General features: G+C 73.8%; 10 protein-coding genes. 9 read left to right on the forward strand and 1 reads right to left on the reverse strand.

Features of this window, described 5'->3' with window-relative positions:
• Positions 1-11 precede the first annotated feature (11 nt).
• From hypA to TBR22_RS06940, 5 genes are all read left to right on the forward strand, one after another.
• Positions 12-374 (forward strand): hydrogenase maturation nickel metallochaperone HypA, encoded by a 363-nt coding sequence (hypA, locus tag TBR22_RS06920; protein ID WP_239492232.1) that lies wholly within the window; start codon positions 12-14, stop codon positions 372-374.
• Positions 371-1,069, forward strand: coding sequence for a hydrogenase nickel incorporation protein HypB (hypB, locus tag TBR22_RS06925; RefSeq protein ID WP_239492233.1), 699 nt, complete (start codon positions 371-373; stop codon positions 1,067-1,069). The genes hypA and hypB overlap by 4 nt, the downstream gene beginning before the upstream one ends.
• Positions 1,066-2,172 carry a hydrogenase formation protein HypD gene (gene hypD / locus TBR22_RS06930; protein WP_239492234.1) on the forward strand — a complete coding sequence of 369 codons (1,107 nt, stop codon included), beginning with the start codon at positions 1,066-1,068 and terminating at the stop codon, positions 2,170-2,172. The genes hypB and hypD overlap by 4 nt, the downstream gene beginning before the upstream one ends.
• Before the next feature lies 1 nt (position 2,173).
• Complete coding sequence (gene hypE / locus TBR22_RS06935) at positions 2,174-3,259, forward strand: hydrogenase expression/formation protein HypE (protein WP_239492235.1); 1,086 nt, start codon at positions 2,174-2,176, stop codon at positions 3,257-3,259.
• Positions 3,260-3,329: 70 nt separating this feature from the next.
• Positions 3,330-3,998 (forward strand): hypothetical protein, encoded by a 669-nt coding sequence (locus TBR22_RS06940; RefSeq protein WP_239492236.1) that lies wholly within the window; start codon positions 3,330-3,332, stop codon positions 3,996-3,998.
• Positions 3,999-4,003: 5 nt separating this feature from the next.
• Here the strand turns inward: TBR22_RS06940 and TBR22_RS06945 are convergent, their stop codons facing one another.
• Entirely contained in the window at positions 4,004-4,666 is a 663-nt protein-coding gene (locus tag TBR22_RS06945) for an FHA domain-containing protein (protein ID WP_239492237.1), read from the reverse strand.
• Between the two features lie 92 nt (positions 4,667-4,758).
• On the opposite strand from TBR22_RS06945, the gene TBR22_RS06950 reads away from it, so the two are divergent.
• The 4 genes from TBR22_RS06950 to TBR22_RS06965 all read left to right on the forward strand — a co-directional run bounded on the left by TBR22_RS06950 (position 4,759) and on the right by TBR22_RS06965 (position 12,664).
• Entirely contained in the window at positions 4,759-5,664 is a 906-nt protein-coding gene (locus TBR22_RS06950) for an FHA domain-containing protein (protein ID WP_239492238.1), read from the forward strand.
• An 81-nt stretch (positions 5,665-5,745) separates the two neighbouring features.
• Positions 5,746-7,341 (forward strand): protein phosphatase 2C domain-containing protein, encoded by a 1,596-nt coding sequence (locus TBR22_RS06955; RefSeq protein WP_239492239.1) that lies wholly within the window; start codon positions 5,746-5,748, stop codon positions 7,339-7,341.
• 17 nt (positions 7,342-7,358) lie between these two features.
• Complete coding sequence (locus tag TBR22_RS06960; protein WP_239492240.1) at positions 7,359-9,374, forward strand: serine/threonine-protein kinase; 2,016 nt, start codon at positions 7,359-7,361, stop codon at positions 9,372-9,374.
• Positions 9,374-12,664, forward strand: coding sequence for an FtsW/RodA/SpoVE family cell cycle protein (locus tag TBR22_RS06965; protein WP_239492241.1), 3,291 nt, complete (start codon positions 9,374-9,376; stop codon positions 12,662-12,664). Before TBR22_RS06960 ends, TBR22_RS06965 begins: the two co-directional genes overlap by 1 nt.
• Positions 12,665-12,666 lie beyond the last annotated feature (2 nt).

Here is a 12,666-nt window from a genome sequence, read left to right on the forward strand (position 1 = left end):
TACACTGGGACGTGCACGAACTCTCCATCGCGCAGAGCCTGGTCGCGCTCGCGCAGCAGCACCTGCCGGCCGACGTGTCGCGGGTGCACGCGGTGACCGTGCGGGTGGGCGCACTGGCAGGCGTGGTCGGCGAGGCCCTGCACTTCTGTTACGACCTGGCCACCGAAGGCACGCCGCTGGCGGGCTCGTCGCTGCGCATCGAGGACGTGCCGCTGGTCATCCACTGCGATGGCTGCGGGCAGGATCACCAACTGGCGATGCCGCCGGTGTTCCGCTGCCCGGTGTGCGACGTGCCGTGCGGCGACGTGCGGCAGGGCCGCGAACTGGACCTCGCCTCCATCGAGTACGATACCGACGAGGACGCCCCACCATGAGCCTCACCCCGCGCGTGCTCGAGATCCGGCAGAAGGTCCTGTCGCGCAACGACGAGCTCGCCCGCGCGCTGCGTGCCCGCCTTCGCGGGCACGGGGTGTTCACCCTCAACCTCGTCTCGAGCCCCGGCACCGGCAAGACGCGCCTGCTCGAGGTCCTGCTCCGCCGGCTCGTGGAGCGGGGCATCCGCGTCCATGCACTGGTCGGCGACCTGGCGACCGACAACGACGCGCAGCGGCTCGCGCGCAGCGGCGCGCCGGTGCGGCAGATCCTCACGCAGGGCCGATGTCATCTCGAGGCCGAGATGATCGCGCAGCACCTCGAGGGTTGGGACCTCGAAGCCTGCGACCTGCTGGTGATCGAGAACGTCGGCAACCTCGTGTGCCCGTCGAGCTACGACCTCGGGGAGGATGCCCGCATCGCCTTGCTGTCGGTCACCGAAGGCGAGGACAAGCCGCTCAAGTACCCCGCGATCTTCAACTCCGCGGACGTGGCGGTGATCACCAAGGTGGACCTGGCTGAGGCGTGCGAGGCCGACCTCGGGGCCCTGCACGCCAACCTGCAGGCGATACGTCCCGGCATCACCGTGTTCGAGACCTCGGCGCGGACCGGGACCGGCCTCGACGCGCTCCTCGACTGGATCACCGCCCGGCAGTCCGAGCGAGGCGCGTCCCTGCAGGGCGCGGCGCCGCGATGAGGTACCTCGACGAGTTCCGGGACGGCGATCTCGCACGCCGCCTCGCCGACGACATCACGCGCATCGTCACGCGGCCGTGGGCGATCATGGAGGTCTGTGGCGGGCAGACGCACGCCATCATCCGCAACGGCATCGACCAGATCCTGCCGCCCGAGATCGAGCTGATCCACGGGCCCGGCTGCCCGGTGTGCGTGACGCCGCTCGAGGTCATCGACCAGGCGATCGCCATCGCGGCGCGCCCGGGCGTCATCTTCTGCTCGTTCGGCGACATGCTGCGCGTGCCGGGCAGCAGCCGCGACCTGTTCCAGGTCAAGAGCGAGGGCGGCGACGTGCGCGTCGTCTATTCCCCCCTCGACGCGGTCCGCCTCGCGCAGGCCCACCCGGAGCGGGAGGTCGTCTTCTTCGCCATCGGCTTCGAGACCACCGCACCCGCCAACGCCATGGCCGTGCACGTCGCCCGCCAGCACGGCGTGCGCAACTTCTCGATGCTCGTGTCGCACGTGCTCGTGCCGCCGGCCATCGCCGCCATCATGACCGCGCCGCGCAACCGGGTGCAGGCCTTCCTGGCGGCCGGGCACGTCTGCGCCGTGATGGGATTGCGCGGGTACCCGGCGCTGGCTGAGCGCTTCCACGTGCCGATCGTGGTGACCGGCTTCGAGCCGCTCGACGTGCTGGAGGGCATCCGCCGCGCCGTGCGGCAGCTCGAGGCCGGCGAGGCGCGCGTCGAGAACGCCTACGCCCGCGTCGTCACCGACGAGGGGAACACGGCCGCGCAGCGCATGTTGGCGGAGGTGTTCGAGGTGTCCGATCGCGCGTGGCGCGGCATCGGGACCATCCCGGGCAGCGGGTGGCGCCTCGCGGACGCGTACCGGGAGTTCGATGCCGCGATCCGCTTCGACGTCGGCGGCATCCGCACTGCCGAGTCGCCCCTCTGCCGCAGCGGCGAGGTGCTGCAGGGCGCGCTCAAGCCCAACGAGTGCCCGGCGTTCGGCACCACCTGCACGCCACGCACGCCGCTTGGCGCGACGATGGTGTCGGGCGAGGGCGCGTGCGCGGCCTACTACCACTACGGGCGCTTCCGCGCCGCGGCGCCGACCGCCTGACATGGCCGAGACCGCATTGCCCGGACCCGGCGGCGGCCCGGACTTCGAGTCCTGGGCGTGTCCGCTGCCCTTGCGCGACTACCCGCGCGTGGTGCTCGGGCACGGCGGCGGCGGCGCGCTGTCGGAGGAACTGGTCCGGCACCTTTTCGTGCCCGCCTTCGGCAACCCGGCGCTCGACGCGCTCGGCGATGCCAGCCTCGTCGACGTTCCCGCCGGGCGGCTCGCACTCTCGACCGACGGCTTCGTCGTGCGACCGCTGGTCTTCCCGGGAGGCAGCATCGGCGAGCTCGCGGTCAACGGCACGGTCAACGATCTCGCGATGCGCGGCGCCACGCCGCTCTACCTCACCGCGGGCTTCGTGATCGAGGAAGGGCTGGCGATGTCGGTGCTCGGCACCGTGGTGGCGCGCATGGCGGCGGCGGCAGCGGCGGCCGGCGTGCAGATCGTCGCGGGCGACACCAAGGTGGTCGAGCGCGGCCACGGCGACAGCCTCTACGTGACGACGACGGGCGTCGGCGTGGTGCCGTCGGGCCTGCCGCCCATCGGCCCGGCGCAGGCCCGGCCTGGCGACAAGGTGTTGTTGAGCGGATCGATCGGCGATCACGGCATCGCCGTGATGAGCGTGCGCGAGTCGCTCGCCTTCGAGACCGCGATCGTCAGCGACTGCGCGGCCCTGCACGGCCTGGTCGGCTGCATCCTCCACGACGATGGGCGCATCCGCGTGCTGCGCGATCCGACGCGGGGCGGGCTCGCGGCCACCCTGAACGAGATCGCCACCGCCTCGGCGGTGGGCATCGTGATCGACGAGCGCCGCGTGCCGGTGAAGCCCGAGGTGCGCGGCGCCTGCGACCTGCTCGGCCTCGACCCCTGGCACGTGGCCAACGAGGGCAAGTGCGTCGCCGTCGTCGCCGCCGACGCGGCCGCCGAGGTGCTCGCCGCGTGGCGCGCGCACCCGCTCGGTCGCGACGCGGCGATCATCGGCGAGGTCGAGGCGGGACGTCCGGGCCTGGTCGCCACGCGCACTTCCCTCGGGGCGACCCGCGTGGTGCCCATGCCGCTCGGGGAACTGTTGCCCCGGATCTGCTGACGCGACACCTGACGCGACTGCCGCCGCGCCAACTGTCGCACGCCCCGAGACTCTGCCCCTGGTCGATCTGATGCCGTTGAGCGCCGCCATCCTTACGTGGGCCTTCGGGCTGGTGACCGGCATGCGCCATGCCCTCGAACCCGATCACGTCGCGGCCCTGTCGACGCTGGTTGCCGAGGGGCACGGCAGTCGCCGCACGGCGTGGCTCGGCGCCTGGTGGGGCCTGGGCCACACGGCCGCGCTGCTCGTCGTCGGGGTGGCGCTCGGCGCGCTGCGCACCTCACTGCCGGCCAGCGTGGAGCATGCGCTCGAGACCGGTGTCGCGGTGATGCTGATGCTGCTCGGGGCGCGGGCCATCTGGCTGGGTGTGCAGGAGATGCGACGGGGCAGCGACGCCTGGCATCGGCACGGTGCGGCCGCGCACCATCATCCGGCCGCCGGCCGTCACCTGCACGTCGGTCGCTGGTCGCTGTCGCCGCGCGCGTTCCTGGTGGGCGTCGTGCACGGGCTGGCGGGCAGCGGCGCACTGGCCGTTCTGGCGATGAGCGAGTTTCCCGGCTTGCCTGCCCGCTTGCTGTTCGTCGCGCTCTTCGGGCTCGGGTCGGTCGCGGCGATGGCCGCACTCTCGGGTCTCGCCGGCTGGCACCTGAGCAGACTCAGCGAGAGACCCGGCGCATCGGCGTGGCTGCAGCTCTCGGCGGGGTTGTTGTCGCTGGTGGTCGGAGGTCTCTGGTTCTGAGCCGGCTACGGCTCGCGGCGGACCCGCTCCGTCCGCGCCGCCGTCGCGTCGGCCCACGCGCGATAGGTGATCGAGGCCGCGCCGAGCTCGATGAGGTCGCCGTCCTGCAGGACGCGGGGCTGCGTCACGCGCTCGCCGCGCACGAACGTGCCGTTGCTCGAGTCGAGATCCTCCACCGTGGCCTCCCCGTCGCGCACCAGGAGCCGGGCGTGTCGCCGTGACACGCCGGAGGCATCCACCCACACGTCGCTGCGCGGGTCGCGCCCGATCACGTACGTGCCGTCGGCGAGTGGAAAGGGGCGGTCGTCGCGCACCAGCCAGCACAGCGGCTCGGCGGCCCGACCCGGCTGGCGTTTCGCGAGGTCCTGCGCGGGACCGCTGAAGGCGTACCCGACGCGATGCACGGTGCGGATGAAGCTGGCCTGACGCGAGTCGTCGCCGATCACCTGGCGTACTTCCGCGACGACGACGCTGAGGTTGGCCTCGCTCACGAACGTGTCGGGCCAGAGGTGCTCCTGGATCTCGCGCTTGGTGACCACGGCCGGGCGGCGCTCGAGCAGCAGCCGCAGCAGGTCGAACGCCTTGGGCGACAGGTGCGCGCGCGCCTCGCCGTCGAGCAACTCGCGCGTGGCGGAATCGAACGTGAAGCGGCCGAAGGCGACCTTCATGCGAGGGGTTGCCGAATCCTTGGAGTTCCCTTGGGACTCGCGCGCGGCGTCCGGTGCATAGTACCCGACACCAGGGGGCACCCGGAGGGGCGATGACGACGGCGAAGGCGCCCAGCGGGCGCGACATCTGGCAGGCGGTGCGAGACGAACTGCGGCTCAACCTGTACCCGCTGCCGTTCAGCACGCTGGCCCCGACCGTCTACCACGTCTACCTCCACGCCGAGGACTTCGCCGCCATCGAGGGCATCGTCCCGGCGATCGTCGCGCAGGTGGGGCAGGCGCTCACCGCGGAGGTCGAGCGGCTCAACCGGGAGATGGGCAGCCGCGTGAAGACGATCATGGCGCGCCTGCTCGAGCGCGACCGTCTGGGAGCGATCGAGATGCCCCCGTCGGGATGGGACGTCCACATCCTTCGCGATCCGGACGAGGAACTGGCGCGCGGCCAGATCGGCATCGTGTCGACGCTGGCCATGCCCGCGCCGGTCGAGCAGGGGGGCACGCCCACCACGCGCATCGTGCGCAGCGTCGTCGGCGGCGGCGCGCGGAGCGCCGCGGTGTCGGAGGTGCCGGTGTCGTCGGTGGGCGCGTCCGGTGCGGCGGTGGGCGGGGCGGCGGCGGCTCGAGGCGCCGACGTGAGCGGCGGGCGCGATCGCGCCCGCCTGGTGTACCAGGACGATCAGGGCCCGCACACCTTCGTGATGCGCAAGGACGCCATCGCCGTCGGCCGGGGCGGCAGCGCCGTGTGGGTCGACGTGCAGATCGCCACCAGCGCGCGGGTCTCGCGCGAGCACCTGCGCATCCGGTGCGACGGCGGCGGGCGGTTCTTCGTCCAGGACGTCAGCGTGTGGGGCACCACCGTCGACGACGTCGCCATCCCGCCGGCCGTGCAGGGCGCCGAGGGCGTCCTGCAGCCGGGCGCGGAGCACCCCTTGCCGGCCCGCGCCCGCATCGGCCTGGCCGGCGCGATCGTCATCGCCTTCGAGGCGCTGGGGGCGTGATGGCCTGGCTGCACGTCCTCTTCCTCCTCTCGCTCGTCTCGGCGGTCGGCTGGATCGGCTGGCTGGCGTGGAGCCACGACCGTGACTGAGGCCACGGCCGTCCGGGCCTGGCAGGCCGCGGCGCGGTCCGACGCGGGCCGCGTGCGCACCAACAACGAGGACCTGCCGCTGCTGGACGCAGAGCGCGGGTTGTTCGGCGTGATCGACGGCGTCGGCGGCCACGCGGCCGGCGAGCTGGCCGCCGCGATCGCCCGCGACGTCATCCTGCAGCGGCTGGCGCGCCCGCTCGGCACGCCGGCCGAGCGCGTGCGCGAGGCGATCGCGCTGGCCAACAACGAGATCTACCGCCGGGCGAGCACCTCGCAGGAGCTCGCCGGCATGACCTGCGTGGTGACGCTGGCGCTGGTGGCCGACGGCCGCCTCACCATCGGCCACGTCGGCGACAGTCGCCTCTACACGATGGGCGTCGAGGGGCTCCGCAAGCGCACGCACGACCACTCGCCGGTCGGCGAGCGCGAGGACGCCAACGAGATCGGCGAGATCGAGGCGATGCGACACCCGCGCCGCCACGAGGTGTTCCGCGACGTCGGCAGTGCGTTGCGCGACAAGGACGAGGCGCATTACGTCGACGTCGTGGAGGCGGCGATCGGCGAGGACGAGGCGCTGCTGGCCTGCAGTGACGGCCTCACCGACATGGTGCCGTCGTCGACGATCGAGCGGCTGGTGCGCGAGCACGCCGGCGATCCTGCCGCCGTGGCCGGGGCGCTGGTGGCTGCCGCCAACGAGGCGGGGGGGCGCGACAACGTGACGGTGGTGTACGCCGAAGGTCCGCGGTTCGCCGCGGCGCTGCGTGGCGCGCTCGTCGCGGCGCCGACCCGCGGCAGCAGCGAGGTCGGCAGGGCACGACCGGGGCCGGTGCGCCGTCTGCTGGCCAGCCGCACGACGTGGTTCGCCCTGGGAGCACTCATCGGCGTGCTCGGCGCGCTGCTGCTCGCCTGGCGGGCCGCGACGCTCACCCCGATCGGCGGTCGCACCATCGTCGCCGCGCCGCAGGCGTCGGCCAGCGTCGGCACGCTCGCGCAGGCCGTGCAGGCGGCGCGTCCCGGCGACGTCATCCGGCTCGAGCCCGGCACGTATGCCGAGGCCGTCACCGTGCCCGAGGGCGTGTCGCTCAGGGCCCGCGTCACCGGCGCGTCGGTGTTCGTCCGCCCCGCCGGCGCGGTCGGCGACTGGACGGCGGTCACGGCGACCGGCGTCCAGGGGGGGACGGTCGCGGGTATTCGCATCACGTCGACCACCGAGGCGCCCGTGCAGGTCGGCGTGCGGGTGATCGGGCAGGGGCGTGCCCTCGAACTGCTGCAGGTCGAAGGGCCGGTCACCAGCGGCGTCGAACTGGACGCCGGCGCCTCGGCGGCCCTGTCGGGCAGCACGTTTGCGGTGCCGTCGGGCGCCGTGCGCCTGGGGCCGCGCGCCGAGCTCGACGCCACCGGCAACCTGGTACAGGCCGCCGGTCGTGCGGCCGGGCCTGGCGTCGTCGTCGGCGAAGCGGCGCGCGTCGCCCTGCGCCGCAACGTGTTTGCAGGCTTTGGCGCGTCACCGGTGGCCGGCCTGCCCGACGTCGAGCGGGAACCGCTGCGCGCCGCCAACGTCGTTGTCTCCGAGTCCTCCTCCCGCTAGCCGCGAGTTCCCTTCCCATGCCCTGGCAGGTCGCTGGATACGAGACCGACGCCGACAAGCCCTTCGATCAGGGCAGCTTCGGCACCGTGTGGCACGCCCGGCGCGTGCGTGACGGGTTGCGGGTGGCGCTCAAGCTGGTGCGGCGCGCGCATGGCGCCGACGCGGCCGAGCGGATCGATGCCGAGCGCCGCGGCGCCATGCTACAGAAGGCCTTCCACGAGGCGCACGGCATGGTGCCGGCGGTGTTCGACGTGGGCCATGACGCCGACGGCGACCTGTACATCGCCATGGAGCTGATCGAGGGCGGATCGCTGGCCGAGGCGATCGCGGCCGGTCCGCTGCCGCCCGAGGTCGCGATCGGCCACGCGCTGGCGATCTGCGGGTTCCTCGAGAAGGCGCACGGCTTCGCGACCACGATCGAAGGCGATCGGTACGACCGGCTCGTGCACGCCGACCTCAAGCCCGGTCACATCGTCGCGCGCCACGGCGTGGACAGCGTGGCCGGCGACCTGGTGGTGCTCGACTTCGGCATCGCCAAGGCGCTCCACAAGGCGACGCCGCTCACCACCAACAACTGGGGGACCTCGGCGTACATGTCGCCGGAGCGGTTGATCGACGGACGCGTCGACGAGCAGGTCGACTACTGGTCGCTCGGCGTGATCCTGTTCGAGATGCTGGCGGGGCACCGGCCCTATCGCGCCCTGCAGGCGCCGTCGCTCAAGGCGCAACTCGAGCGCGCCATCCGGGGCAACGAGCCGCGCGAGCCGCTGCCGCAGTCGGTGCCCGCCGGCCTGGTCGCCGTCGTCAACCGCCTGCTGGCGTACCAGCCGGAGCGGCGGTATCCCAGCGCGGCCCTCCTCCGCGCCGACCTGCAGGCGTGTCTCGAGGGGCGCCGGCCGTCGGCGCTGGCCGACTGGGACACGCCGGCGACGATGCGCGTCGACGAGGCGACCGAGCGGCGCGTGACGCCGATGGTCCCGCCACCGCTGCCCGCGCTCCCCGGAGCGGCGGGAGCCGTGCCGCCGACCGAGCCGCGGGGTCTGGGCGAGGCCGACGGGCGCGGGTGGGTGCCGCCGCCCATCCCGGTGCGCACCGAAGCTGCTGGCGACGAACGGCCCGGGGCCGCGCCCGCGGCAGCGGGGCGGGCCGACGGGCCGGCGCCGCGACCACGCCGCTTTCGCCGCCTGGTGTCGGCGCTCGTCGTGCTGGTGGTGCTCTACCTGGCCATGCTCGAGGCCGTGGCGTGGCTGCAGGCCGAGCGCTTGCGCGACGTCGTGCCGACGATCGACGGCCCGTCGCTGACGGCGGCCGAGGCCAGCTACGCACGCGTGGCGCAGAACGGCACGCTCGACCTCGGCCTGCGGCTCCGGGTGAACGGGCTACTGCGCGAGCACCTGCTCGGCCTGGCCGGCCGCGTCGTCGAGGACTACCGGAGCGAGCAGCCGTCGCTGTCGCTCTCCGACTGGAAGCAGGCGCAGCAGGCGCTGCAATGGGCCCTCCGCCTGTCGCCGGGCGACCGTCGCCTCGAGGCGCGGCTGGCACTGTGCGAGGCGCACATCCTGCGCATCGCGCCCCGTCCGGGCCGATCGGCGGCGACGCAGGCCACCTACCGGAGGGCGATCGATCGATTCCGGGCTGCGGCGCGCCTCGACCCGGAGTCGTTCGACGCGTATCTCGGCATCTCCCGCATCGCCGTCTACGGACTCGTGCCCGCCGACGTCGAACTGGCGAGCGAGGCGATGGCCGCGGCCGAGCAGCGCGGCTACGTGCAGGGCCGACGCGAGCGCGCGCTGCTCGGCGACGGACACATGCGGCGTGGCGACACGCTGCGACGGGAGGCGCGCAGCCTCTCGGGTGCGGAGCGTGCGAGGGCCCTGGAGGGCGCGCGCGACAGCTTCACGGCGTGCGTCGAGGCCTTCGAGCCCATCCTCGGGTTCGCCAACGCCGCCCGGAACATCGAGACCTGCAAGGCGCAACTGGACGACGTCGAGGAGGCGCTCCTCGCGGCGGCCGGAAGTGCGGAGCCAGAGTGATGCGCATCATCGACACGGCCGCGACGCGGCCGTCTGCCCGACGTCGGCACCCGCGGGCCCATCGTGCCGCGGCCACGGAACTGCTCGCGCTGGTGCTGGCCTCCGCGGTGGTGACGCTGGGCGTGGCGCTTGCCGTCATGGGGCGACTGGTGCCGAGGGCGGGTGCGCCTGCGGCATCTCCGCTGCTGCTGGCCGACGTCCGTTCGCCCGAGACGCTGGCACCCCTGCTGGTCTCCTTCGACGGGCCGGGCGAGCGCCTGGCGGTGGCCGAGCGGCTGGTGCGGCACCTGGCGACGCACGAGGTGCCGAGCCATGTCGGCGCGCTCGCCGCGGTCACGATCCCGGCCGCCGACGTCCGCGCCGATCGTCGCTTCGATGCCGTCCGCGCCCGAGTCGGCGACCGCAACGGCGCGGTCCCGGTGCGGCTCCTCGCCCCCTCGGACCTGGCAGCGCTCAAGGCGCGCGTCATCGTCCGCACCGCCTCGACCTACATCCGCAGCGTCGCGATCGCGCTGGCCTGGATGCTGGCCGCCTTCTGGGGGGCGCACGCGGTGCGCCGGTGGCGGGGACGACCCGACGACCCGGTGCTGCTGCCGATCCTGCTGGTGCTGGCCGGCGTCGGCCTGATGGCGCTGGTCGGCGTGCGCGATCCGCTGCGCGACACCATGCTCGCGCCGCCGTTCGCCCTGGGCATCGTCGCCGGCGTGGCCGTGCTGCTCGTCGCGTCCGAGATCGATTACGAATCCTGGGTGCTGCGGCGGGCGGTGGTGGCGCCGCTCGGGGCCGCGCTCGGGCTCGCCGCCCTGCTCCTCGTGTTCGGCTCGGGACCGGGCACGAGTGGCGTCAAGGTGAACCTGCTGGGCGTCCAGCCGGTCGAGATCATCCGCCTGCTCGTCGTGTTCGCGATGGCCGGCGCCCTGGCGCGCCGTCTCGACCTGCTGCGCGCGCTCTCCGAGCCCGCGACGCCCGACCGGCCATGGCTCGGCCTGCTGCGTGCGCCGCGATGGCGGGACGTGCGCCCGGTGGTCGGCAGCATGGCGCTGGTGCTGGCGTTCTTCTTCCTGCAGAAGGATCTCGGCCCGGCCCTGGTGCTGTCCGGGGTGGTGCTGGCGCTGTATGCGGTGGCCCGTGGGCGGGCCGTCGCGGTCGTCCTCGGCCTGGTGATGCTCGTCGCGGCGTTCGCGGCCGCCGAGGCCATCGGCGTGCCGGCCACGGTGGGGCAGCGTGTCCGCATCTGGAGCCAGCCGTGGAACAACGGCGTGGTGGGAGGCAACCAGATCGCGCACGGTCTATGGGCGATGGCATCCGGGGCCGGATGGGGCTCGGGGCCGGCGATTGCCTCGCCGCAGTTCATCCCCGAAGGCCACACCGACTTCGTGATCGCGGCCGTCGGTGAGCAGCTCGGTTGGGTGGGCGTGTGCGTGGTGTTCGCGCTGTACGGCCTGCTGGCCTGGCGCGGGCTCCGGGTGGCCGTGCGTGCGCCCGGCGACTACAGCGCCCTGCTCGGGATCGGGCTGACGCTGGCGTTGATGGTGCAGGCGGGCGTGATTGCCGCCGGCGTTCTCGGCCTGCTGCCGCTCACCGGCGTGGTCACGCCGTTCCTCAGCCACGGCCGGTCGTCGATGCTGGCCAACTGCGCGGCGCTCGGCGTGCTGCTGGCCATCGCCCGTCGGCAGGGCGCGGTGCGCGAGCACCTGCGACAGCCGGTGCGGGTGCTCGCCTCGACGCTGGCGGGCGCGGCGCTGGTCATCGTGGGGCGAGCCGGCTGGGTGCAGGTGGTGCATGCCGACGCGATCGCGACCACGCCCAGTCTCAGCGAGCAGGCCGACGGCGGCTTCCGCTTCGAGTACAACCCACGGCTGGTGGCTGCGGCGCGGGCCCTCGAGCGCGGGACCATCACCGATCGCCAGGGGCTGGTGATCGCGACGAGCCGGCGCGCCGAGATGGCGGCGATCCCGGCGGCCTGGGAACGCGCCGGCCTGACTCCGGCGCGGCCGTGCGACGAGGACGCATCGCGCTGCTATCCGCTCGGCGGCGTCGCCTTCGGCGTGCTGGGCGACTGGGCGACGCAGGCCAACTGGGGCGCGCGCAATGCCTCGTTCATCGAGCGCGAACGAGACACGACGCTGAAAGGCTTCGACGATCACCAGCGGCTCGTCGACGTGCCCCATCCGCGCACCGGCGAGGTCCACCGGGTCGTGCTCCGCGACTACTCGGCGCTGTTGCCGATCGTCCGTCACGGCCTCGACCGCTCCCGCCCGGACGTCGCGCTGCTGCTGTCGCGGCCGCGCGACCTGCAGGTGTCGCTCGACGCGCGCCTGCAGCAGCGGGTGGGCCAGGCCCTGCGCGCCCGCATCGAGCGCGGCGCGCACGCGCGCGGCGCGGCCGTGGTGATCGACGTGGACACCGGCGCGGTCCTCGCCTCGGTGAGCTACCCCTGGCCCGCCGACGTCGACGGCGTTCGGCCCGACGAGGACCGCGCCCGCGACGCCTTGCTCGATCGCGCGCGCTACGGCCTCTACCCGCCCGGGTCGACCTTCAAGTTGCTGGTCGCGGCGGCCACCCTGCGCAGCCACCCGGAACTGCAGGCCGTGCCGCACGTGTGCCAGCGACTGCCGGGTGGGCGGGTCGGCGCCCACATCGACGGCTGGTCGCGGCCCGTGCGAGACGACGTGATGGACACGGTGCCGCACGGCGCGGTGGACCTGCACCGCGGCCTGGTGGTCTCCTGCAACGCCTACTTCGCCCAGCTCGCCATGGACCTCGGGCCGCGCGCCCTCATCGACGCGGTGTCGCCGTTCCAGATCGAGGTGGCGCGCCCGTCGACCGAGCGGGCGCTGCGCGGCACGCTGCCGCATGCCGCCTACGGCCAGGCCCAGGTGCTGGCCTCGCCGATGAAGATGGCGCGCGTCGCTGCGGCCATCGCGGGAGGCGGCATCGTCACGCCGATCGCGTGGACCGATGGTGAGGCAGGCGCGGGGGACACGGCGACGCAGTGGCTCGCGCCCGCCGATGCCGAGAGGCTGGCGCGCGACATGCGCGACGTGGTCACCGCCGGCACCGGCCGCAGCCTGGCGGGCAACCCCACGCCGATCGCCGGCAAGACCGGCACGGCCGAGGTCGACGGCCGGCCGGCGCACTCGTGGTTCGTCGGGTTCGCCCCCCATGGCGGCGCGCGTCGGATTGCCTTTGCCGTCCTCGTCGAGCACGCCGGCTATGGCGGCCGCACCGCCGCGCCCGTCGCCGGCGACATCGTCGACGCGGCGCGCGCCCTCGGCTACTTCCGCTGACC

It is taken from the genome of Luteitalea sp. TBR-22, assembly GCF_016865485.1.
GTDB lineage: Bacteria > Acidobacteriota > Vicinamibacteria > Vicinamibacterales > Vicinamibacteraceae > Luteitalea.